The organism is Priestia sp. FSL R5-0597 (genome assembly GCF_038006305.1).
In the GTDB taxonomy this organism is placed as follows: domain Bacteria; phylum Bacillota; class Bacilli; order Bacillales; family Bacillaceae_H; genus Priestia; species Priestia zanthoxyli.
Map to the genome: position 1 here is coordinate 4190037 of NZ_JBBOUZ010000001.1, position 23357 is coordinate 4213393.

The window sequence follows — 23357 nt, forward strand, 5'->3', positions numbered from 1 at the left end:
CACTTTTTCACTTTCTTATCGTAGGGCTCTAAATAAAAAATAGTAGTTGTGAGATGAAACTTTTTATAGTATCATCCGTCTAATACAGTGATGGAGATACATAGATTTCATTTTATATAGAAATCTACGCCTCTAGACTGATTTATGGGAAAATGATGAATTGACTCTGTTACTTCAGACCTGCCCGTATTATAATAGGGCAAGTATGGGATTAAAGGAGGAAAAAGGTTTGAAATTAACGATAAAAGCAATGATGGTGACATTAGGTCTTCTTCTATTCCTAACCGCACCCTTAAAAAGTTTTGCAGATGCTGCTCCGGGCGATGTGATTATTACATTAGGTCAGGACTTAACCAGCTCTCAGAAGCAACAGGTATTAAATGACCTTGATGCACCAAGCAATGCTCAAACAGTAACCGTGACAAACCAAGAAGAGCATGAATACTTAGGTGACTTTATTCCAAAGGCTACTATTGGATCTCGTGCTATTTCATCTTCTAGTATTACCCTTGGCTCAAAAGATTCTGGTTTAAGCGTATCAACTCAAAATATTAATGGTATTACAGATGACATGTATATTAATGCTTTAATGACCGCCGGCGTTAAAGATGCAAAAATCCAGATTACTGCTCCATTTGAAGTATCTGGTACAGCCGCTTTAACAGGTATTATGAAAGCATATGAAGTTCAAACAGATCAAAAAATCCCAGAAGAAGTAAAAAAAGCAGCCAACGAAGAGATGGTCCAAACATCTGAACTTGGTGAAAAAATCGGTAAAGAAAAAGCAGCGCAGTTTATGGCAACGATTAAAGAAGAAATTGCTAAAGAAAATCCTCAAACAAAGGACGATTTACGCACGTTAATTCAGCGCGTGGCTGATGATTTAGGTATTAAATTAACAGATTCAGAGCTTAATACACTGGTTGACTTTTTCAATCGGTTAAAAGATATGAACATCGATTGGAACCAAGTAAAAGACCAGCTTTCTGCGACAAAGGAAAAAGTAACAACATTTCTTCAGTCAGAAGAAGGCCAATCATTTCTTGATAAATTAAAACAATTCTTTGTTGATATTATTGATGCTATTAAATCGTTATTCTCATAAAAAAGAGCCTCTTGAACAAGAGGCTCTTTTTTTACGTTAATCACTCGTTACTTTTTTACCGTCACTTTGTATTTCACGTCATTTTTTACAATGTCTTCATACGTTTCGCGTTTTACGACTAGCTGTGCTTCTCCATCTTCTACGAACACGACAGCTGGCTTTGGCAAACGGTTATAGTGACTTGCCATAGAATAACCGTATGCGCCTGTACAAAACATCGCTAATAAATCATCTGGGTTTGCTTTTGGAAGATGTACATCCCACATCAGCATATCCCCCGATTCGCAGCACTTACCTGCGATGGATACGAGCTCATCACTCTCATCATTCATTCGATTGGCAATGACCGCTTCATATTTCGCTTGATACAGTGCGGGACGAATATTGTCGTTCATGCCTCCATCAATCGCTACATATTCACGTACATTCGGTACGTGTTTACGAGAACCGATTGAATACAGGGTCGTTCCAGCATCTCCTACAAGAGAGCGCCCGGGCTCAATCCAAATTTCAGGAATTTCTACTTCTAACTGTTTGGACTGCTTTTTGACCTCTTCTATAATAACTTCCACATACTGAGAAACAGGGATAGGCTGATCTTCTTCCGTATAACGAATGCCAAAACCCCCGCCTAAATTTAATACCTGCGGAACAAATTTTATACGTTGTTTCCACTCTTTCATTTTTGCAAAAAGCTTTTGAGTCGCCATAATAAATCCCGTTGTTTCAAAAATTTGCGATCCTATATGACAGTGAATGCCTAAAAGTTCTAGCCCCTTGCTATTTTGCACAAGATGCACAGCTTCGTCTGCTTGACCGTTTTGAAGATCAAATCCAAACTTCGAGTCTTCTTGCCCTGTCAAGATATAATCATGTGTATGAGCTTCAATTCCAGGCGTTAATCTGAGAAGAACAGGCATCTTTTTTTGATACTGTTCCGTTATTTCCTCAAGCAATGCAATTTCATAAAAATTATCAACTACAATGCATCCTACATCTTCTTTGACGGCCATTTCTAGTTCTGCTCGGCTTTTATTGTTTCCGTGAAAATGAATCCGTTCTTTTGGAAAGTCAGCTGCTAAAGCCGTATACAGTTCTCCCCCCGAAACAACGTCTAACGAAAGACCTTCTTCATGAACGACTTGGACCATTGCAATTGTCGAAAAAGCTTTGCTTGCATAAGCGACCTGTGCTTTTACCCCATGCTTTTCAAATGTTTCTTTAAATCCTCTAGCACGCTGCCGAATTAAAGCCACGTCATATACGTAAAGGGGTGTCCCAAAATTTGATGCTAATTCAACCGTATCAACTCCACCAATTTCCAGATGCCCCTGCTTATTTATGCGACTTGTTCCGTGTAAAAACATGTTTAGACCCCGTTCCTGTGTATAGTGTAAAAAAGACAGTTAACGGCAATTCGCTGCTAACTGTCTAAATATTTATTATTTTCCATATTTAAAACAAATCTATCACATCTTCATACAGGTTTCAACCACATATTTTGTTTAAGGTTTTGCAGGCTGGCGGTCTTTATCCTGCGGATGCACAATACTAGGTCGCGGATTCGCTCCAGGAACCGGTGTGCGGATGAGAATCTGCCACAAAGCCTGCGGATTAAATGGAAGAAACGGCCACAAATAAGGCGTATTTAATGATTTTAGTCGCGCCATGTAGAGAATGATACACGTTGTCGCAATAAGAAACCCTGGAGTATGAAAGGCCGCCACGAAAATTAACAGAAACAATCGCAGCATTTTATTTGCTACCGCTAACTCATAGCTTGGCGTCGCGAATGAACCAATTGCTGCAATAGCCACATACAAAATAACCTCCGGAACAAAAAGACCTACATCAATAGCAATTTGCCCAATAAGCGCGGCTGCAATCAAGCCCATCGCCGTGGCAAGCGGTGTCGGCGTATGAATCGCCGCCATCCTCAGAAACTCAATCCCAAAATCAGCTAAGAAAATTTGAACAACAGTTGGAATATTTGTTTCTTCGTTTGGCCCAATAAATTGCAATTTTGCCGGCAGCAGATCTGGTTCAAGTACAAATAATAGCCATAGCGGTAATAAGAAAAGAGAAGCAAGAATTCCTAAAAAACGTATCCAGCGGATAAACGTTCCTACAGAAGGAGACTGCCTGTATTCTTCCGCATGCTGCACGTGATGAAACAGCGTAGTTGGCGTAATAATAACGCTTGGAGACGTATCGGTAATAATGATCACATGCCCTTCTAGCACATGAGCTGCTGCTGTGTCCGGTCGTTCTGTATAGCGTACCATTGGAAAAGGATTAATTCCTTGTTTGACTAAGAACTCTTCAATTGATTTGTCAGCCATCGGCAAACCATCTATATCAATTGCTTCCAGTTCATCTTTTATCAGTTTAACCAGCCCTGGATCAGCTACGCCATTTATGTACCCAATCGCTACGTCCAGTTTTGATCGTTCGCCTACCTTCATAATTTCAAAACGAAATCTTCCGTCACGAATTCGTCTTCTTGTTAACGCTGTATTGATAATGATGTTTTCAGTGTATCCATCTCTTGCTCCGCGAATCACTTTCTCTGTATCCGCTTCTTCAGGGGATCTGCCAGGATATGTACGCACATCGACTTCAAAGCCAACTTCTTCACCGTCAATTAAAACGAATAGCAGTCCTGATAAAACCGATACCATTCCATCATCCAGCGTCTTTAAAGGCTTGACTTGCTGATGAATAAGACGGTTTTCAACAATATCCTTTAACTTTGCTCGTTCAACTTCATTATCATTAATTTGAATGAGTACTTTTGCAATTTCAATAATAAATGAACTATCACACAGCCCCGTTACGTAGTAAATATGAACTTCTCGATCCAAAATAAGCAGTTTACGTACGCCCACATCAAAGCTTGTGTTCATACTAGCGTTTTCCTTGAACCACTGATCGTTTTTTTGCACTTTTGAAAAAATAGCTGTTTTCTTCTCTGCTAGCTTACCCAAACGAACCGCTCCTTTCTAAAATAAGTCTTGCTGCTTTTTCAGTAATAGGACATCCCAGTTTGACATCATCCATCCTAGCCATTTTGCCGATATCTCCTATTCCTACAACTAAGGGAATATCGAGCTGATCCAAGCAGTAAACTGTATCTCCATTAATTCGTCCGACTTCTAACTCTTGAATTCCGCTTTTATCCACGCCGTAATGCGATATTTCCCCAAAACGATCAATGGTCACGTCCACTCTTGTCCATTCGCTTTGATGAGTACGTGATGCAACGGCAATCACTCCAAGAACTTCTACTTGAGGATGCTTTGCTACATGCAGCAAAGCAATTTCCCCAGGTCCTTCCTCTAAGAAACCGCTATCGTCGAACATCACAAAGACGGGATCATATGGTGCTTGAAGAATTAAATCTACCGTTTGACTACCTGTTAACGTAGTAGGGTTTCCATATGACCTCGAAATGCACCTGCCACCAACGGATTTAGCTACATGCTCAATTGCTTTGCGCGCATATTCATCGCCATCGGTTACAATAATGATCCTTCTTTTTTTCATAATCTTTTATCCTTTCGGTTTAAAGATTAACGCGATAATAAAAGCAAATAAAATAGCTGCTGAAATTCCAGCGGAGGTAAGTTCAAAAATCCCAATCCCAATCCCGATAAATCCATGGTCATCTGCTTGCTTCATCGCTCCGTGCAGCAAGGAATGACCAAAGCTTGTAATTGGAACCGTCGCTCCGGCGCCAGCAAATTCAATCAACTTATCATAAAGACCAAATCCATCTAAAATCGCTCCCGCAACTACAAACGAACTCATAACATGCGCTGGAGTAAGTTTAGCAAGATCCAGCAGCAGCTGCCCAATAACGCAAATGATTCCTCCTACAGCAAAAGCTATTACATACTCCATTGATCATCCCCCTCCCCAATATGTTCTAAGACGACGCCATGAGCAATTGTTGGAATTGACTCTTTTTGCTGAATCATCGTTGGACTTAAAAGAGCTCCTGTTGCCACCATAAACACTTTCTTTAAGTTTCCCGATTTTAATTCATTTAAAATATGACCATACGTGACAATAGCCGAGCAGCCGCAGCCGCTTCCTCCTGCAAATACATTTTGGTCGGGGCGATATACCATCAATCCGCAATCATTATGATTGGTTGATATATCGTAGCCTTCGTCCTTGAGCAGCTGTTTTAAAATTGGACTGCCTACACCAGATAAATCTCCTGTTAAAATAAGATCATACTCGCTTGGCGCGACGTTTAAGTCTTCCAAATGCCTTTGAATGGTATCTGCAGCAGCTGGTGCCATAGCAGAACCCATATCGTTTGCGTTTTTAATCCCATAATCCATTACACGCCCAACCGTTGCAGACGTGAGACGCACAATACCTTTTTCTTTCGAGACTAGCGCTGCCCCTGCTCCCGTAATAGTTGCCGTTGCCGTATCTGGTTTTTGTCCTCCGTACTCGGTAGGATTTCGAAATTGGCGCTCAGCGGTTGCGTTATGACTGCTCGCTGATGCAATAACACGATTAGCAAATCCCGCATCCACAAGAGCTGCCCCTGTTGCCAGCGTTTCCATTGATGTGGAGCAAGCGCCAAACATGCATAGAAATGGAATTTGGTTATGTCGAGCTACAAAATTAGCCGTTACGTTTTGATTTAATAAATCTCCAGCCAAAAACAAATCAATGTCTTCATAGGATAAATTTATTTTTTGCAAGCAGGAGTCAATGGACTCCGTCATCAGTCTTCTTTCAGCTAACTCCCAGTTGTCTTCTTCACAGTGCAAATCTTTATGTGTAATATCAAATGTTTCTCCCAACGGTCCATCTGCTTCTTTTGGCCCTACTGCTGTTCCTGTAGCATTAATGTAAATAGGATTTTCATAAACCCACGTTTGCTTTCCAGTTTTTCTCATAATCCCCCTCTTTTCATAGCAAATAAGTTTTAAAAAGGTAGCGAATGATTCCTACAACGTAAGCCGAAACCGTTCCAAATACAATGACGTTTCCAGCCAGCTTGAACATGTTGGTCGCAACGCCGAGAACAATTCCTTCACTTCGATGTTCAAGCGCTGCACTCGTCATGGAATTGGCAAAACCCGTAACAGGAACGGCTGAACCTGCACCTGCGAATTGACCAATACGATCATATATCCCAAACCCGGTTAAGAGCGCAGATATTAAAATAAGGGTTGCGACGGTAGGATTACCTGCATTTTTTTCATTAAAGTCAAAAAATGCAATATAGAAATTTTGAATTGCCTGTCCTAATGTACAAATGATTCCCCCTACCAAAAAGGCCTTTAGGCAATTTGCCACATATGAAGGTTTAGGCTGAAATGGTTTAATGCTTTCTTGATAGTTATCTTTTAATTTTTGATTATTTGCCATGTTACATACATCCTTTTCTTATTGATTAACAAAATAAATCCAATGAAATAATGACCCGCATACTTTGCCTAGTACAATGGCCATTAACAATAAAATAAGCTTGCCTTCCATTCCTATTCGTTTCGTTAACGTCGGCAATACATTAAGCACTTCTGTTAACGCTGCTGCCAGCATCCCAATAAAAATACCGCTCGTTAGACCTATGATCATAATAAGCACCGCAGGAAACTGCCACGTGTATTGATGAAGACTGCACCAACCGCCTGTAACGGCACCACCTACGACTCCCCACTCATATGCTTGAATGTATTTCATGGTTTTGGTCAGCTGCATCAAACGCGGAATAATGCCCAGCACCGTTAAAAATGCTACAAATCCAGCACCTGCAGCCAATCCTCCCGCAAGTCCAATTACAATGGTCATCACAATGTTAATGATCATCAATTTTTTTCATACTTTCTTTATTCTCGTGCATAATGACGTATTGATCTAAGTCTTGCTGGTAATTAAACATTTCGACTTCGAGAGGACTAGGCTCTTCATTAATTCGTTTTCTAAAGACGTGGTTAAAAAACAGAATCATTCCCAACCCTAAACCGATAGAGTAAGGTACTTGAATCAGCAAAGGCTGCTTATCTCTCAGACCGGTCAGCATATAGAACAATTTTTGATGTACTTGTCTCATACTCACATCTTCGTGAAAGTTCATAATTGCTAAAGCAGCTCCGATGAAGAGAAGAAACCAAACAGCTAGAAAAAACAAAAAGGAATATTGTCTCTTTTTATACACGACCTCTACAATTGTTTGAGCGGGTCCAATCGTCTGAATGTCTAAGTGCGGATACTGAGAGGCAACTTTTTCAATTACCTTCATTAAATCAACAATGATAATATTTCGATCACTCATACTTACTTGATAGACAATTAGCTTTTCAATTTGCTTTTGAACAGAATCTCCTGCTATAACCATTGCTAATTGTCCAATATTTACAGCTTCATCAGGTTTTACTTGAATACGATGCCTCATTTTAAGATAAAGAACGTTTTCCATTCATATCACACCTTACGATTCATTATCTCCCTGTACGTGTAGTATGGATTTTCTTAAATTTTCTAATTCACGTTTCTGAACAGACCATTAATTACCAAATAAAAAAAGCAATCCGTTTCACTATTCTTCTTTGAATAGCAAAACGGATTGCTTCTTAAGTATTACGTGTCATTCATATGCAGCTTCATTTGTTTTAAGATTTTCTTCTCAAGCCTCGATACCTGAACCTGAGAAATTCCCAGCCTTGCGGCCACTTCGGACTGAGTTTGATCTTTGTAATACCTCAAATAGACAATGAGCTTTTCACGCTCATCAAGTTCTTCAATTGCTTCTTTTAATGCAATTTTATCAAACCACTTCGCTTCCGTATGATCAGCAATTTGGTCAAGAAGGGTAATTGGATCTCCATCATTTTCATAGACGGTCTCGTGAATAGACGAAGGAGCACGATTAGCTTCTTGAGCCAGCACTACTTCTTCAGGAGTGAGATCCAAATGTTCTGCAACCTCAGCGACTGTAGGGACGCGTCCAAGCAATTTGGAAAGCTCATCTTTTGCTTTACGTATTTTATTGCTCATTTCTTTCAGAGAACGGCTAACCTTTACCGTGCCATCATCACGAATAAACCGCTGAATTTCACCAATAATCATCGGAACAGCATATGTTGAAAATTTAACATCATACGATAGGTCAAATTTATCAACGGACTTTAATAGTCCTATACATCCAATTTGAAATAAATCATCGGGCTCATAACCACGGTTAATAAAACGTTGAACAACCGACCAAACGAGCCGCATATTTTTTTGGACGATTGTATCTCGTGCAATTTGATCACCTTGCTGACTGCGCTTGATGAGGTCTTTAACTTCATGATCCTTTAAATACGGTTCGTTTTTATTTTTTTTGACCTCCACATCCATTGGCAAGTCTCCTTAATTACATAGCGCTTTACTATTTGTTAAGTGCTTTTTTAAATATAAGGTCGTACCTTCTAATACAGTAGACTCTACTCGAATTTCGTCCATAAAGTTTTCCATTATGGTGAAACCCATTCCAGAGCGTTCTAGATCTGGTTTCGTTGTGTATAAAGGCTGCTTTGCTTCATCCACGTTATCGATACCAATTCCTTCATCACGAATCATCAGCTCCACTACACCGTCTTCATGAAGCGTCACAGAAATATATACCACACCATCCGGATTGCTTTCGTAGCCGTGAATAATAGCATTTGTTACTGCTTCAGATACGACTGTTTTAATTTCTGTTAACTCATCCATTGTTGGATCTAACTGTGTAATAAATGATGCTACCGTGACACGGGCAAACGATTCATTTTGACTAAGCGCGGAAAATTGGAGGTTCATTTGATTTTTCATTATGCCACCCCCAATTTTTGAAGCGCGTTTTCTTCATTAGGTTCAAAACGAATAATTTTAAATAAGCCTGACATATTAAACAAACGTTCTACAGCGGGAGAAATAGCGCATACAACCATTTCCCCACCGTTATTATGAACTTGTTTGTATCTCCCTAAAATAACCCCCAAGCCAGAGCTGTCCATAAAGGTTAAATGCTGTAGATTTAAAATCAAATGGCTGATAGATTCCTTCTCTATCGCTTGGGTGATTTTGCTTCTTAGCTCTTCTGCCGTATGATGATCTAATTCTCCTGTTAATCGAACCAACAAGACATCTTGTTTGAATTCCAGTTCAATTGAAAGACTCACTATACAAACCTCCTCGGAAATCTTATAGTCAATCTTTCGCTGCCAACAGAATAGAATCCTTCTCACCGACAAAACTAGTTCTATTTCGTCACATTTAGCTGTTTAAGATGTTTGAGAGAAAATAGAGAACGTACGTTTAAATAGCTTCCACCAAGAAGCAGCATCGATATCTTCTTTTGCAAGAAGCGGTGAAGAACTCATTACTTTGTTATCCTTCTTAATGGTCAACGTTCCAATTTTGTCGCCTTTTTGAATAGGCGCATTTAACTTCTCGTTCATTTTCACTTCTGTTTTAACATCTTTGGCTGCATTTCCTTTTTTCAATAAAACAGAAATAGGCTCTGACGTAACGGCTGTTACCTGATCTTCACTACCCTTGTTTACATCTATCTTGGCAATAACGTCTCCTTTTTTGTATAAAGGCTTCGTTGTATATTGACTGAATGCGTAGTCTAACATTTTGGTTACTTGATTATTGCGATCTTTTGGCGTGCTTGCACCGAATACAACCGCTAACACACGCATATTTCCCTTTTTAGCGGTAGCTGTCAGGCAATACTTAGCTTGACCTGTAAATCCCGTTTTGAGTCCATCAACCCCGGGATAAAACTTCACTAAACGATTCGTATTTACTAACCAAAACTTCTTATCTGTATCCGTGCGTAAATAAGCTTCGTATTTACTTGTATAGTTAATAATTTTTTCATACTTTAGTAGCTCTCTGCCCATCATGGCCATATCATGAGCTGTACTATAGTGATTTTCTACAGGCAGGCCTGTCGGATTTTGAAATTTTGTATGAGTCAAACCAAGCTCTTTCGCTTTTTGGTTCATCTTTGCTACAAATTTTTCTTCTGATCCAGCTAAATATTCAGCCATTGCCATAGAAGCATCGTTACCAGAACCTATCGCAATCCCTTTTAGCAAATCATTTACCGTCATTTCTTCTCCGGGCTCTAAAAAGATTTGTGAGCCTCCCATTGAAGCGGCATATTCACTTGCTCGCACTTTATCTTTTAAGGTAATTTTCCCTTTATCCAAAGCCTCCATAATTAAAATCATTGTCATAATTTTAGTCATACTGGCAGGGGGAAGTTCTTGATTACTATTTTTTTCGTATAGAATTTTTCCTGTATCCCGTTCAATTAAAATAGCTGACCTAGCACTGTCAGCAAGCTCAGAACTCTTTTTTTCTGCGGCTAAAACAGGTTGCGTCATAAGTGGAAATAAAAATATGACAACGAGTAACTTTACAATAGTTCGCTTCATCTCCACAAACCTCCATTCTTTATACAACCTATTTTTTCCAAGGTATAATCGATTTATACTAAACGAAATAAAAAAAGCATCGAGAAATTCTCGATGCTTGAAGTCATATTTTCTTCTTATTTTTGATCAGCTGGAAGTTGCTTTACTACTTCTTTTACAAGCGATAAAAACTGCTGTTTTACTTTTTCAGTCGTTTCAATCACTTCTTCATGATTTAACGGCTGATCTAAAATACCAGCTGCCATATTAGAAATACAAGAAATACCCAGTACTTTCATACCTGCATGGCGTGCTACAATAACTTCTGGTACTGTAGACATACCGACCGCGTCTCCCCCGATAATGCGAAGCATTCGTACTTCAGCAGGCGTTTCATATGTTGGACCTGTATTTCCTACATATACACCTTCTTGTAAGGCGATATTTAAATCAGCTCCTACTTTCTTCGCTAATTGACGAAGGTCCTTGCAGTAAGCAGTTGACATATCCGGGAATCTTACGCCAAAATCAGAGTCATTAGGTCCAATCAAAGGGTTCGTTCCAAAGTTATTAATATGATCAGAAATAATCATTAAGTCTCCTGGATTAAAGGATTCGTTTACTCCGCCTGCTGCATTCGTTACAATCAACGTTTCTACACCGATTTCTTTCATTACGCGCACTGGAAATGTTACTTTATCAAGGGCGTACCCTTCATAAAAGTGAAAACGTCCTTGCATAGCTACAACCGGTACGTCATGAATAGTACCTATTACTAATTGACCTGCGTGACCTTCAACTGTTGAAACCGGGAACTCAGGAATGTCGTTGTACGGAATTTTTACCGCGCCTTCAATTTCGTCAGCTAATACCCCTAGCCCAGAACCTAAAATAAGCCCAATGGTTGGTGTAACAGCTGATTGATTTTTAATATATGCTGCTGCTTTTTCAATATATTCTTTTTTCATACTCCATTCCCCCTGCTTAATTCAGCTCTTGTAAAAAACTTTTTCCATGCTTAGGCATTGCTACGCCAAAATTTTCTGCTACCGTTGCGCCAATATCCGCAAACGTTTGACGAATAGAAAGTTCTTTTCCTTCTTTCATGCCTTTATTGTACACAAGAAGCGGCACGTATTCACGCGTATGGTCTGTCCCATGATGAACAGGGTCATTTCCATGATCCGCTGTAATAATCAATAAATCATCTTCTTTTAATAAATCAAATACTTCTTCCAAGCGTGCATCATATTCTTCAAGCGCTTGCCCATATCCTTGTGGATCGCGGCGATGGCCATAGAGAGCATCAAAATCAACTAAATTTAAGAAGCTTAAGCCTGTGAAGTCCATGTTTAATGTATCAACTAGCTTATCCATGCCGTCCATATTCGACTTGGTACGAAGAGATTTTGTGACCCCTTCTCCGTCGTAAATATCAGAAATTTTACCGATAGCAATAACATCGATGTCATTGTCTTTTAATTCATTCATTACTGTACGTCCAAAAGGCTTTAATGCATAGTCATGACGATTGGATGTACGAGTGAAGTTACCTGGTTCACCTAAAAACGGGCGAGCGATAACACGTCCAATCATATATGGATCATCAAGCGTTAATTCACGAGCAATCTCACAAATTTTGTACAATTCATCAATTGGAACAATTTCTTCATGAGCAGCAATTTGCAAAACAGAATCCGCTGATGTATAGACGATTAAGTCACCTGTTTCCATATGCTGTTTTCCTAGCTCATCTAAAATTTCTGTACCAGATGCTGGTTTGTTTCCAATAATTTTACGGCCTGTTTTTTCTTCTAATTGTGAAATCAGCTCTTCTGGAAATCCGTCTGGAAACACATTAAAAGGCGTATCAATATTAAGACCCATAATTTCCCAATGACCTGTCATTGTATCTTTTCCGGCAGAAGCTTCCTGCATTTTTGTATAATAAGCCAACGGTTTTTCGGCTTTATCAATTCCTTTAATTTCACGGATATTGCTTAGACCAAGCTTAGCCATATTAGGCATATGAAGACCGTTGCAGTGTTCTGCAATATGACCAAACGTATCGGCACCTTTATCATTGTATTTTTCAGCATCCGGTGATTCACCGATACCTACTGAATCCATGACAACTAAAAATACGCGTTTATATGTATGCGCCATTTTATTCCCTCCAAATATCAATTTATTTATTCTCTATAAAATTCCCGTTTGGAAATAATTTAACCATCTTCTCTTATTGGTCAGAAGTCTGACCTCTCTATTAGTATAGACGCTTTTTATTTTTTTGTACACAGGAATGAAAGTGTTTTCAATCAAAAAAACCAATGTCTATGAACTTACTGGACATTGGGATCTTCCTACGCTCGCGGGTGAAACTGATTGTATACATCTTTTAAACGCGCTTTTGTGACATGTGTATAAATTTGAGTGGTCGAAATATCCGCATGCCCGAGCATTTCTTGAACAGCTCTCAAATCCGCGCCGTTCTCTAACAAATGAGTAGCAAACGAATGCCGTAACGTATGTGGAGTTAATTCTTTTTCAATTTTTGCTTCAGAAGCTAACTTTTTTAATATTTTCCAAAACCCCTGCCTTGTCAAGCGCCTTCCATGATGATTAACAAAAAGTGCTTTGTCCTGTTCCTTTTGCTTTGTTAAAATACTCCGGCCATGCTGTAAGTACTCTTCAATCGCCTCTGTTGCCAACCTTCCGATGGGGACAATTCTTTCTTTATTCCCTTTTCCGATACACCGAATAAATCCCATCGTCAAATGTGCATCATCAATATTTAAGTTAACGAGTTCAGATACACGAATTCCAGTAGCATAAAGCAATTCAAGCATCGCTTTGTCTCGTATGCCAAAAGGCGTCGAAGTATCAAACACATTTAACAGCGCCTCTACTTCCTCTGCATTTAGCACTTTTGGCAGCTTGCGCTCAAGCTGCGGAGTATCAATATGAACGGATGGATCTGTATCCGCTGCTTTTTCCCTTAGTAAGAATTGATGAAAAGATCTAGTTGAAGCTACATGTCTCGCAATCGTTTTAGATGATTTTTGCTGATCACTTAAATATTTCAGAAAATTAACGATGTGGAGTCTTGTTACTTCATTAAATGATTTCAGCTGCTCTACATGCTCTAAATATTGAGCATACTTTTTTAAATCTCGTTCATACGAATCAATCGTATTTTTCGCCAGTCCCCGCTCTACTACTAAATAATGAATAAAATCTTGAATTTGATCATTCAATAGCCTCTACTCCCCGTTTTGATAAAACATAAATAAACGCTCCAGCCACGTCTGATCTTTGTTCACACTTGCTTGCATGACCTTAACTGCTGAACCCGACGGCTCATCATAACGTTTATAATTTTGATACTCTTGAGATACCCATATCATTCCAAAATAAAACAAAAGAGTAAACCCGGTAAATAAGATAAATACTTTACATGTATTATATACCATTTCAGCCCATGATTTCATGAAACAATTCCTCCAATTTTTGATTCTATTAGAAGATATGCCAATTGGGACAGGTTTTATACATGTTTCTTGCCTTTATACGCTGAGTTCTCTCCTTGTCATTTCCTTTCTTTCTATAAAACCATATAGCTTGTAACCTCTTTATTTTTTCTATTTATGTACAACAAAAAACCTTCTCCATTATGGAAAAGGCTTTTACTGCTTGTCTTCTTTATCCTGACAGCGATGGCAAATGCCATGAAATGTCAAGCGGTGATCTTTAATTTTAAAATTCCATTGCTTTTCCACAATTTCTTCAACGTCTTCAAGCAAATCTTCTTGAATTTCGTCCACAGATCCACATTCCATACACACAAGGTGATGATGAAAGTGTGCGGCTCCTTCTTGTCTTAAATCGTAGCGAGAAACGCCATCGCCAAAGTTTATTTTATCAACAATTTTAAGTTCAGTTAACAATTCTAACGTACGATAAACAGTTGCCAATCCAATTTCCGGAGACTTTTCCTTGACGAGGAGATATACATCTTCGGCACTTAAATGATCCTCTTCATGTTCAAGAAGTACTCTTACAGTCGCCTCACGTTGAGGTGTCAATTTATAGCTAGCTGAGTGCAACTGCTGCTTAATTCGCTCAATTCGACTTTCCATAATTATTCCCTCCCTCGCCATTCACTAATCCATTATATCAGATGTGTCGAGGGTGTCAAAATAAAGTTATTCTTAATAAGAAAAAAGAATTCTTTTTATTTAATACTTATTCTTACTTATTTAATAGAGCCATTACACTTTTCATTAAAGTAGGTGATACATAAGCTTCAACTGTAGCTGCACAGGCAACCAAGCATACCATTGCAATCATCGTGCCGCTATAGCGTAAAAAGGATGCAGAAATAGGCTCCGCTGCTTTTTTAAAAAACTGCTGCCGCACGAGCTTCAAAGAAAAGGCAACTGAAGCTGCAGACAGAATCAGAAATGCCGGTATGAGAAAGATATTTTGCGGCATAACAGATACAAAAGATAGCGCAAACCCAGAGAGTCCCATTTGATTGACTAAAAAGCCTACGGTAAAACCAATCACCATTCCTTTTAAAAACAGCAGAATTAACACTACAGGCAAACCAATAATAGCAATTCCTAGTATCCAAATGAGCCCTAAGTATTTAACATTGTGAAAAAAACTTTGCTGAAACATTTCAACGCTGCTTGCTACTTCCCCACTCTTTACCTGTCCGAAAAACCGGTTTAAATAGAAGTACAGGTCTTCTTTTTGATCAAGCGTCAAACTATTTACAACAATAGCCCCAAAAATGATTCCCATTAAAAACAGCACGGTTACAAATAAATAAATAGAACTGTTTTCTTGAAAATGTCTTGCATACGATAATGGCAATTGTTTTTTTCTCATCGTCTTCCTCCTATTAATCGCTTAATAGAGTGTATGATAGAGTACAAAAACTATGCCAAGAATCTTTTAAATCTATCACATAAAAAAGAGATTAAGACATAATGAAATTAATCTAATCTAAATAAGAACAAATGAGATAGTATGGATAGCTTGTGACACCGCTGTTGATTTTCATGCAAGGCTTCGCTTTCCGCGGGCGGCCGGTGAGCCTCCTCGTCGCGTACGCTCCTGCGGGGTCTCACCTATTCCGCTTTTCCCACAGGAGTCTTCGCCTTGACCTCCAATCAACCGCTAGAACCAACTACATAAATGAAAGCTACGTTCACCATCAACTTAAAAAAAATCCGAACGAATTTGATTCTAAATCAAGAATCTCTATTTATCGTTCGGATTTTTCTTCAACTAATATATGGTTGTCACACATTTTTTAAGCTAGAGATACGCGCATGCCTGTTTTTTCTCACATCAAATGACGTTTCAATGTAAACCTCTAAATTGCTAGATTGCCGTACGTATGTAAAAGAAAAAACTCTCTTACTCTCCTAATCCGCTTTTTAACTGTAAGTACTGCACAGCATATGCTGTTTTTGCATCGTAAATTTCTTTGTTTTGAATAAGAGTAAGGGCCTCATCTACAGTAACTTCCATCACTTCAACAAATTCATCTTCGTCCAATTCCGCTTTGGTGGTCATCACTTTTAAATCTTCTGCTAAATAAACGTGAACCAACTCATCTGCAAAACCTGGCGATGTGTAAAAAGAAATAATATGGCTAAGGGAATCTGTTGTATAGCCCGTTTCTTCTTCTAACTCACGTTTTGCCGTTACAATCGGCTCTTCTCCTTTTTCCAGCTTGCCGGCTGGAATTTCCACTAAAATACGATCCATCGGTCTGCGATACTGTTTGACCATAACCATTTTATGATCGCTTGTTAACGCAATGACAGCGACAGCTCCAGGATGCTTAACTACTTCTCTTGTACTCGTTTTTCCGTTCGGAAGCTCTACTTCTTCTAAGTACAAATCAATCACTCTGCCTCCAAACAGCTTTTCAGAAGACCGCATTTTTTCTGTTAAATGATCCATTTTCTCCACCTCGTTCTATTTTTTTGACTCTTACATATATTCTATCATACGAATCTTGGGAGGTAGAAAAAATGAAAGTTTATGTTCACGAGAAGCAAATCATTTTAGTCGGTAAAGCATGGGAAATTAAGCAAAAGTTAAAAGAATACGGCGAACAATTTCAGTATGTTGATGAGTGGACGAACGCTATCTCTCAAAATTTTAATTCTTACAAACAACAAGCAGACTGCAGACACTAATTGTGCTGCAGTTTTTTAATCTTCTTATTTGAGTTTCTCTCTATCATAGCGCTACAATAGATAGAAACAAGTAAAAAATAAGGAGTGGCATATATGGAAAAAAGACGCTTAGGTACTTCAGATTTGCTGGTCAGTACATTAGGTTTAGGATGCATGTCTCTTGGCACGGAACAGAAACACGCTGTCAATATGATTGATGAAGCTCTGGAATATGGCATTAATTATTTTGATACAGCAGATTTATATGACTTTGGCTTAAACGAGGAGTTTGTGGGACAAGCTTTAAAAAACCGCAGACATGATATTGTTTTAGCCACAAAAGTAGGAAATCGCTGGAATGATGCAAAAGACAGCTGGACGTGGGATCCGTCTAAAGCTTACATAAAAGATGAAGTAAAAGAAAGCCTGCGCCGGCTTCAAACAGATTACATCGATTTATATCAACTGCACGGAGGGACTGTTGAAGACAATATTGAAGAAACGATTGAAGCATTTGAAGAATTAAAACAAGAAGGCGTCATTCGCTACTATGGTATTTCATCTATCCGGCCGAATGTGATTCGAGAGTATGTGCAAAACTCTTCTATTGTCAGTGTCATGATGCAATATAGCTTGTTAGACAGACGTCCTGAAGAAAGTGCACTTCCCCTTTTGCACGATAACGGCATTAGCGTTGTAGCCAGAGGTCCAGTAGCCAAAGGGCTGCTAACCGAAAAAGGAGAGCAAAAGCTTGCTGCATTCGAAGGTAAGGGATACTTAGACTATAGCGGTACGGAATTATCAAAAACGATTGAAGCATTTCGTCACGTACGACCAAATCACTCTCTGAATTCAACTGCACTTCAATACTGTTTAGCTAATCCTACGGTAGCCTCAGTTGTAGCAGGAGCAAGCTCTTCTTCACAGCTTCGTGAAAACGTAAAGGCTGTCGAGACCTCCCCCCTACAGCCTACTGAAGTTAACAAACTGCACTCGATTTTTAAAGCAAATCAATATGAAGCTCATCGTTAAAAAATAAAAGCGCCTTTATCGGCGCTTTTATTTTTTAAATTCGGACCAGTTCATATCACTTTCATTTAACAGTTCTTCAAACGATTTATTTTTTTCTTTTTCTTTTCGAATTCGAGCAGCTTCTTTACGTTCTGTTTCTTTCTGCTCTTCTTCTTTTAAAGAAAGCGCCTGTTTTTTAGCCTGAAGCTGTTTTAATAAGCTATCATTTAGCTGATCTTTGATACTAAGCTGATCATTTTGTTTTTGTGCTGATTGTTTTTGCTTTTTTTTAGCCATCACAATTCCCCCGCTACTTTAATTGAGAGATATTGTATCATATTCTTGCTTTTGTTACCAAAAATCAAAATGCATCTAGTTTTACATGTTCATCAATGATTAAAGTTGGCTCTGTAGACTGTTGAATATCTTCTACCGTATAGCCTTTCGCTACTTCGACAAGTTTTAGGCCTTCTGCCGTAATGTCAATGACCGCTCGATCTGTAATAATACGATCTACTACCCCTTTTCCTGTCAGAGGGAGGGTGCACTCATTTAAGATTTTAGGTTGGTCTTTTCTCGTCACATGTTCCATAATAACAATGATGCGCTGCGCTCCATGAACTAAATCCATTGCACCGCCCATTCCTTTAATCATTTTTCCAGGAATCATCCAGTTAGCTAAGTCACCAGTTTTTGAGACTTCCATGCCTCCTAAAATCGCAATATTAATATGCCCTCCGCGAATCATGCCAAACGATTCAGCACTGTCGAAGTAAGAAGCCCCTTTTGTCGCCGTTACGGTTTCTTTGCCTGCATTAATTAAATCAGGATCTACTTCTCCTTCTTTCGGATATGGTCCAATGCCTAACAGACCGTTTTCGGACTGAAGCACAACCGTTTTATTATCTGAGATATGATTAGCCACAAGCGTTGGAATACCAATTCCAAGGTTTACATAAAATCCGTCCAAAATTTCTTTTTCAGCACGTTTTGCAATTCGCTCTCTCACGTTCACGCCGTTTTCAATCATGAAAAATCTCTCCCCTTTTGTTATTTTTGAACGGTTAAACGCTCAATACGTTTTTCTTGTTCACCAATAATTAACGATTGAACATATACACTAGGTGTGTGGATAATATTTGGATCAAGTGAACCTGTTGGATGAAGTTCCTCTACTTCTGCTATCGTCACTTTTCCTGCTGCTGCAATCATTGGGCTGAAATTGCGCGCTGTCTTGTTATACACTAAATTCCCCATATGATCGGCTTTCCAAGCTCTAACCAAACTAAAATCAGCTTTTAACGCCTCTTCTAGTAAATATTCTTTCCCATCAAACACACGAACTTCTTTTCCTTCAGCAATGGGTGTTCCCACTCCCGCTGGTGTATAAAATGCAGGTATGCCCGCTCCGCCGGCGCGAATCTTTTCAGCTAGCGTGCCTTGAGGTAGCAATTCTACTTCAATTTCTCCTGACAATACTTGTCTTTCAAACTCTTTATTTTCTCCCACGTAAGAGCCAATCATCTTTTTAATTTGTTTGTTTTTCAGAAGCAGTCCAAGTCCCCAGTCGTCTACGCCGCAGTTATTTGAAATTACGGTTAAATCTTTTACCCCTGTTTCAACTAACGCTAAAATCAAATTCTCCGGAATTCCACATAAACCAAAACCACCGACCATCATCGTAGCACCGTCGTGAATATCTTTCACCGCTTCTTTAAACGACGTATGTACTTGTTTCATACATAACCACCCCTTCGTTATTTTTGAAAACGCTTTCTAATCTATTATAAAAGATTTTTATTTCTTTTTAAATATATATATAACTAAAAATTATAATTTAATCATTTTTTTGTCAAAAAAGTTATATTAGTAGACAAAATTCAAAGAAAAACAAAAACGCCACGAGTTCCAAAGCAGTATGTTTGGAATCTGTGGCGTTGTGATATAGCTTTAATGTTTGTTAAAGCTATATCAAAAATTAAGGACGTTCAACGATTGTTGCAACACCTTGGCCTCCGCCAATACATAACGTTGCTAAACCAAGTTTTGCGTCGCGTTTTTGCATTTCATGAATAAGTGAAACCAGGACACGTGTACCACTTGCACCAATAGGATGTCCAAGCGCAATTGCTCCACCGTTTACATTTAAAATATCATGGTTAAATTGAAGTTCACGATCCACAGCGATTGACTGTGCAGCGAATGCTTCGTTTGCTTCTACTAGTTGAACGTCTTCTAATGAAACAGCAGCTCTTTCAAGCGCCTTTTTCACTGCGCTTACAGGACCGATTCCCATAATGCTTGGGTCTACTCCAGCAGTTGCATTAGCTTTAATAGACACTAATGGTGTTAGGCCTAACTCGTCTGCTTTTTTACGGCTCATTACCACTACTGCAGCTGCACCGTCATTGATACCAGATGCATTACCAGCTGTTACTGAACCGTCTTTTTTGAAAGCTGGACGTAGCTTTCCTAGACTTTCAGCCGTTGTGCCTGCGCGTGGGAACTCATCTTGTTCAAAAATTGTTACTTGGCCTTTTCTTCCAGGCACTTCTACTGGCACAATTTCATCTGCGAAACGGCCAGATTGAATAGCTGCTTCTGCTTTTTGCTGACTTGAAGCTGCAAATGCATCTTGTTCGTCGCGAGTAATTTCATATTTATCACACAGGTTTTCAGCTGTAACGCCCATATGGTAGTCGTTAAATGCACACCATAATCCATCTTGGATCATGCTGTCGACTACTTTTTGATCGCCCATTTTAAACCCGTTGCGTGCATTTTTTAATAGGTATGGTGCTTGGCTCATGTTTTCCATTCCACCAGCAACAATCACATCAGCATCCCCAGCAAGAATCGCCTGTGTAGCGAGATGTACTGCTTTTAGTCCTGATCCGCATACTTTATTGATGGTTAATGCTGAAACAGTTTCAGGTAACCCTGCTGCTAAAGTTGCTTGTCGTGCTGGATTTTGTCCTAAACCTGCTTGTAAGACATTTCCCATAATAACTTCATCTACTTCGTTTGCTGATACCCCTGCTTTGTTTAAAGCTTCTTTGATTACAGTACCACCTAAAGTTGTTGCGGATACATTTTGTAAGCTTCCCCCAAAGCTGCCGATTGCTGTACGTACAGCGCTTACAATGACTACTTCTGTTTGACCCATGTCGAAAACCTCTCCTTACTGTTTGATTACTGTGATTAACTGTCACTTGTATTAATTTCGACATCGCTTGCGAAATTCCTCTTTTTTTGTAAAAATTTATAATTTTTATTGAATTTTAATTTTTTAGAATTAAAATAAATATTAGTAAGCGTTTACATCGTGGGAGGAGAGCGGTTTATGGGATTTCCTGAAAAAGTAACAATTATAGAAGTTGGTCCACGAGATGGACTTCAAAATGAAAAAAATTTTGTTCCAACTGATAAAAAAATTAATTTTATCAAAAAATTAAAAGAAGCTGGACTATCTGAAATCGAAATTACATCCTTTGTTTCTCCAAAATGGGTTCCTCAAATGAAAGATGCTTCTACTATCGCACCTATATTCCAGCCTGATACATGCCGAAACATTGTACTGGTGCCGAATCAAAAAGGCTTGGAAAAGGCACTGCAAGCTGATTGCCGCTCGGTTGCGCTTTTTATTGGCGTAAGCGATACTTTTAATCAAAAAAATATTAACAAAAACACCGAAGAAGCTGTCCAAACGCTGCTTCCTCTCATTCAGCAGCTTAAGCAGCAAGAATGTTTTATTCGCACCTGCATTTCCACCGCCTTTTATTGCCCATATGAAGGAAAAATAAATGAACGTGACGTGCTGAGCCTTTGCGAAAGCTTTGTGGAAGCTGGAGTAGATGAGCTAAGCGTTGCCGATACAATTGGCATGGCAAATCCTAAAGATGTATTTTCACTTTTCTCGAAATTAAAACAAAGTTTTTCCCACACGCTACTTGCTGCGCACTTTCACGATACGAGAGGATTGGCTATTGCAAATATCTATGCAGCTCTGCAAGCCGGTATTAACAGGTTCGATTCATCCGCTGGCGGGCTAGGAGGATGTCCATTTGCTAAGGGAGCAACGGGAAACGTAGCTACCGAAGATCTTGTCTTTATGCTTCATGAAATGGGTATTTCCACTTCTATTAATGAAGAAAAGCTGCTCGAAGCGGTCGATTTTATCGCTCCTTACATTTCAAGACCGATTGAAAGCAAGCAATACTCTTTATTTGCACAGCGTTAAAAATTAGGTTTTTATGAGAGCGATGCTATAATAACTAATAGCTATATTAACAAAAGGAGCCGCTAATCATGAAAAAATGGCTATTATTAGTAGGAAGCGTTCTCGGAGCATTTGCCGCTCTTGGCATCTTTTTTACAAATCAAATGATGTACATCCGTAAAAAGACCGACAAAGTTATTATTGACCGCGATACGGAAGATGGCTTTTATGATGAGAAAGTCTATAGCACTCTTCCTAAAGAAGCATTTGTACTTCCTTCTTCTCTAGGCTATAACATAGCTGGGACCGTTATTAAACAACACGATCACAACCGATTTATGATTCTTTCGCATGGAGTCACAGTTCATTCACTGAATTCTATGAAATATGCTCGGCTTTTTCTGAAGCTTGGATGGAACGTCGTTCTTTATGATCATCGCCGTCACGGCAAGTCTGAAGGGAAAACAACGAGCTACGGCTATTATGAAAAGCTGGACCTTCAATCTGTTGTTCACTGGGTAAAAGAACAATTCGGTTCAACTATTTCCCTTGGGATTCACGGGGAGTCTATGGGAGCTGCGACCACTCTTTTGTATGCTGGAATGGAAGACGGAGCTGATTTTTATATTGTCGACTGCCCTTTTTCAGACTTGGAAGAACTTCTTGCCTATCGCTTAAAACAAGATTTCCATCTGCCCAAACAGCTTGTGATGCCAGCAGCCAATATTATTTTAAAATGGCGAGAAGGCTATTCATTTAAAGACGTATCCCCCATTTCAGTCGTAGATCAAATAAAACATCCTGTTCTGTTTATCCATAGTAAAGAAGATGACTATATTCTTCCTAAAATGACGGAGCAGCTGCATGCCAAAAAAATGGGTGCAAAACGGATGTATTTGGCACCTGTAGGCACTCATGCCCGCTCGTATGCTGATAATCCAGGGGAATATGAACAAGTTATTGAATCATTTTTAGAAAAAATACAAAAAGAAGCGCATTAAAGCGCTTCTTTTGTTTTATCGATGAATGACATGCGCGGATTTAAAATTTGAGAAGGACATTTTAGCATAAACGCATATGCACTTTCATTGTAGTCAACCGTCATATTATCATCTAGAAATACTTGCTTTGTTTTTTCGACAAGAACGGGAACAAAATTCGTCTCGATGGTCACATCATCGCTCTCTTTTTCATCAACAATCCATAGCGTCGTTACACCGCTCACCACACAGCCGCATCCATCCGTATCGTATTTCAATTTTAAATATAGTGAAGAATCTTTTCCGTACTTTTCTTGTATTTTTGTTATTGCTTTATCTGTAAAGGTAATATTCATTTTCCTTTAACTCCTTTTAAACTAATTGTATAAACAAACGAAAATTGCTTATATAATGAGT

General features: G+C 39.0%; 29 protein-coding genes. 5 read left to right on the top strand and 24 right to left on the bottom strand.

The features are described 5' to 3' along the window. Positions 1-229 precede the first annotated feature (229 nt). Positions 230-1105 (top strand): DUF1002 domain-containing protein, encoded by an 876-nt coding sequence (locus MKX72_RS22130; protein WP_014458307.1) that lies wholly within the window; start codon positions 230-232, stop codon positions 1103-1105. 47 nt (positions 1106-1152) lie between these two features. Here the strand turns inward: MKX72_RS22130 and lysA are convergent, their stop codons facing one another. The 19 genes from lysA to MKX72_RS22225 form a co-directional block, all read right to left on the bottom strand. Continuing rightward, entirely contained in the window at positions 1153-2472 is a 1320-nt protein-coding gene (gene lysA / locus MKX72_RS22135) for a diaminopimelate decarboxylase (protein WP_098112925.1), read from the bottom strand. 138 nt (positions 2473-2610) lie between these two features. Continuing rightward, on the bottom strand, positions 2611-4092 hold the full coding sequence (locus tag MKX72_RS22140) for a spore germination protein (RefSeq protein WP_034270946.1): 1482 nt from the start codon (positions 4090-4092) through the stop codon (positions 2611-2613). Then, entirely contained in the window at positions 4085-4651 is a 567-nt protein-coding gene (locus tag MKX72_RS22145) for a stage V sporulation protein AE (RefSeq protein ID WP_014458304.1), read from the bottom strand. Before MKX72_RS22145 ends, MKX72_RS22140 begins: the two co-directional genes overlap by 8 nt. Before the next feature lie 6 nt (positions 4652-4657). Beyond that, the gene (gene spoVAE, locus MKX72_RS22150; RefSeq protein WP_013059069.1) at positions 4658-5008 is read right to left on the bottom strand and encodes a stage V sporulation protein AE; all 351 of its coding nucleotides are present in this window, start codon (positions 5006-5008) and stop codon (positions 4658-4660) included. Continuing rightward, a complete protein-coding gene (gene spoVAD / locus MKX72_RS22155) occupies positions 4996-6027 on the bottom strand; it encodes a stage V sporulation protein AD (protein WP_155007653.1) in 1032 nt (343 codons plus the stop codon). The genes spoVAE and spoVAD overlap by 13 nt, the downstream gene beginning before the upstream one ends. Positions 6028-6040: 13 nt before the next feature. Then, a complete protein-coding gene (spoVAC, locus tag MKX72_RS22160) occupies positions 6041-6502 on the bottom strand; it encodes a stage V sporulation protein AC (protein ID WP_028411545.1) in 462 nt (153 codons plus the stop codon). Positions 6503-6520: 18 nt separating this feature from the next. Then, complete coding sequence (locus tag MKX72_RS22165; protein ID WP_014458301.1) at positions 6521-6943, bottom strand: stage V sporulation protein AB; 423 nt, start codon at positions 6941-6943, stop codon at positions 6521-6523. Next, positions 6933-7553: a stage V sporulation protein AA gene (locus MKX72_RS22170; protein ID WP_028411546.1), complete on the bottom strand. Its 621-nt coding sequence runs from the start codon at positions 7551-7553 to the stop codon at positions 6933-6935. The genes MKX72_RS22165 and MKX72_RS22170 overlap by 11 nt, the downstream gene beginning before the upstream one ends. Before the next feature lie 161 nt (positions 7554-7714). Next, positions 7715-8476 (bottom strand): RNA polymerase sporulation sigma factor SigF, encoded by a 762-nt coding sequence (gene sigF / locus MKX72_RS22175; protein ID WP_013059074.1) that lies wholly within the window; start codon positions 8474-8476, stop codon positions 7715-7717. Positions 8477-8488: 12 nt separating this feature from the next. After that, positions 8489-8932 (bottom strand): anti-sigma F factor, encoded by a 444-nt coding sequence (spoIIAB, locus tag MKX72_RS22180; protein WP_013084935.1) that lies wholly within the window; start codon positions 8930-8932, stop codon positions 8489-8491. Beyond that, positions 8932-9282: an anti-sigma F factor antagonist gene (spoIIAA, locus tag MKX72_RS22185; protein WP_014458299.1), complete on the bottom strand. Its 351-nt coding sequence runs from the start codon at positions 9280-9282 to the stop codon at positions 8932-8934. The genes spoIIAB and spoIIAA overlap by 1 nt, the downstream gene beginning before the upstream one ends. 102 nt (positions 9283-9384) lie before the next feature. Continuing rightward, a complete protein-coding gene (locus tag MKX72_RS22190) occupies positions 9385-10551 on the bottom strand; it encodes a D-alanyl-D-alanine carboxypeptidase family protein (RefSeq protein WP_033579732.1) in 1167 nt (388 codons plus the stop codon). A gap of 116 nt (positions 10552-10667) precedes the next feature. Then, positions 10668-11498, bottom strand: coding sequence for a purine-nucleoside phosphorylase (locus MKX72_RS22195; RefSeq protein ID WP_028411548.1), 831 nt, complete (start codon positions 11496-11498; stop codon positions 10668-10670). Between the two features lie 16 nt (positions 11499-11514). Then, positions 11515-12696 (bottom strand): phosphopentomutase, encoded by a 1182-nt coding sequence (deoB, locus tag MKX72_RS22200; RefSeq protein WP_028411549.1) that lies wholly within the window; start codon positions 12694-12696, stop codon positions 11515-11517. A 197-nt stretch (positions 12697-12893) separates the two neighbouring features. Beyond that, the gene (gene xerD, locus MKX72_RS22205; protein ID WP_028411550.1) at positions 12894-13787 is read right to left on the bottom strand and encodes a site-specific tyrosine recombinase XerD; all 894 of its coding nucleotides are present in this window, start codon (positions 13785-13787) and stop codon (positions 12894-12896) included. Between the two features lie 6 nt (positions 13788-13793). Further along, complete coding sequence (locus MKX72_RS22210; protein ID WP_013059081.1) at positions 13794-14021, bottom strand: YqzK family protein; 228 nt, start codon at positions 14019-14021, stop codon at positions 13794-13796. A 195-nt stretch (positions 14022-14216) separates the two neighbouring features. Then, a complete protein-coding gene (gene fur / locus MKX72_RS22215) occupies positions 14217-14669 on the bottom strand; it encodes a ferric iron uptake transcriptional regulator (RefSeq protein ID WP_013059082.1) in 453 nt (150 codons plus the stop codon). Between the two features lie 112 nt (positions 14670-14781). Continuing rightward, positions 14782-15426 carry a stage II sporulation protein M gene (gene spoIIM / locus MKX72_RS22220; RefSeq protein ID WP_014458293.1) on the bottom strand — a complete coding sequence of 215 codons (645 nt, stop codon included), beginning with the start codon at positions 15424-15426 and terminating at the stop codon, positions 14782-14784. A 534-nt stretch (positions 15427-15960) separates the two neighbouring features. Then, a complete protein-coding gene (locus tag MKX72_RS22225) occupies positions 15961-16512 on the bottom strand; it encodes an NUDIX hydrolase (RefSeq protein ID WP_028411551.1) in 552 nt (183 codons plus the stop codon). 71 nt (positions 16513-16583) lie between these two features. On the opposite strand from MKX72_RS22225, the gene mciZ reads away from it, so the two are divergent. Further along, positions 16584-16751, top strand: a complete 168-nt coding sequence (gene mciZ / locus MKX72_RS22230) for a Z-ring formation inhibitor MciZ (RefSeq protein ID WP_033579730.1) — start codon at positions 16584-16586, stop codon at positions 16749-16751. Between the two features lie 93 nt (positions 16752-16844). Then, the gene (locus MKX72_RS22235) at positions 16845-17762 is read left to right on the top strand and encodes an aldo/keto reductase (RefSeq protein WP_028411552.1); all 918 of its coding nucleotides are present in this window, start codon (positions 16845-16847) and stop codon (positions 17760-17762) included. A 27-nt stretch (positions 17763-17789) separates the two neighbouring features. Here MKX72_RS22235 and MKX72_RS22240 read toward each other — a convergent pair whose 3' ends face one another. The 4 genes from MKX72_RS22240 to MKX72_RS22255 form a co-directional block, all read right to left on the bottom strand. Further along, positions 17790-18038 carry a YqkE family protein gene (locus tag MKX72_RS22240; protein ID WP_033579729.1) on the bottom strand — a complete coding sequence of 83 codons (249 nt, stop codon included), beginning with the start codon at positions 18036-18038 and terminating at the stop codon, positions 17790-17792. 64 nt (positions 18039-18102) lie between these two features. Continuing rightward, on the bottom strand, positions 18103-18771 hold the full coding sequence (locus MKX72_RS22245; protein ID WP_028411554.1) for a CoA transferase subunit B: 669 nt from the start codon (positions 18769-18771) through the stop codon (positions 18103-18105). A gap of 20 nt (positions 18772-18791) precedes the next feature. Then, positions 18792-19481: a CoA transferase subunit A gene (locus MKX72_RS22250; RefSeq protein ID WP_028411555.1), complete on the bottom strand. Its 690-nt coding sequence runs from the start codon at positions 19479-19481 to the stop codon at positions 18792-18794. Positions 19482-19719: 238 nt separating this feature from the next. Beyond that, positions 19720-20907 (bottom strand): acetyl-CoA C-acetyltransferase, encoded by a 1188-nt coding sequence (locus MKX72_RS22255; protein ID WP_028411556.1) that lies wholly within the window; start codon positions 20905-20907, stop codon positions 19720-19722. A 177-nt stretch (positions 20908-21084) separates the two neighbouring features. Here MKX72_RS22255 and MKX72_RS22260 point away from each other — a divergent pair, with 177 nt between their 5' ends. Together MKX72_RS22260 and MKX72_RS22265 are read left to right on the top strand one after the other, a co-directional pair. Beyond that, the gene (locus MKX72_RS22260) at positions 21085-21981 is read left to right on the top strand and encodes a hydroxymethylglutaryl-CoA lyase (protein WP_028411557.1); all 897 of its coding nucleotides are present in this window, start codon (positions 21085-21087) and stop codon (positions 21979-21981) included. Positions 21982-22049: 68 nt separating this feature from the next. Then, positions 22050-22961, top strand: coding sequence for an alpha/beta hydrolase (locus MKX72_RS22265; RefSeq protein ID WP_033579727.1), 912 nt, complete (start codon positions 22050-22052; stop codon positions 22959-22961). On the opposite strand, the gene MKX72_RS22270 is transcribed toward MKX72_RS22265, so the two are convergent. Beyond that, positions 22958-23296 carry an iron-sulfur cluster biosynthesis family protein gene (locus MKX72_RS22270; RefSeq protein WP_028411559.1) on the bottom strand — a complete coding sequence of 113 codons (339 nt, stop codon included), beginning with the start codon at positions 23294-23296 and terminating at the stop codon, positions 22958-22960. The genes MKX72_RS22265 and MKX72_RS22270 overlap by 4 nt on opposite strands. Positions 23297-23357: the final 61 nt, after the last annotated feature.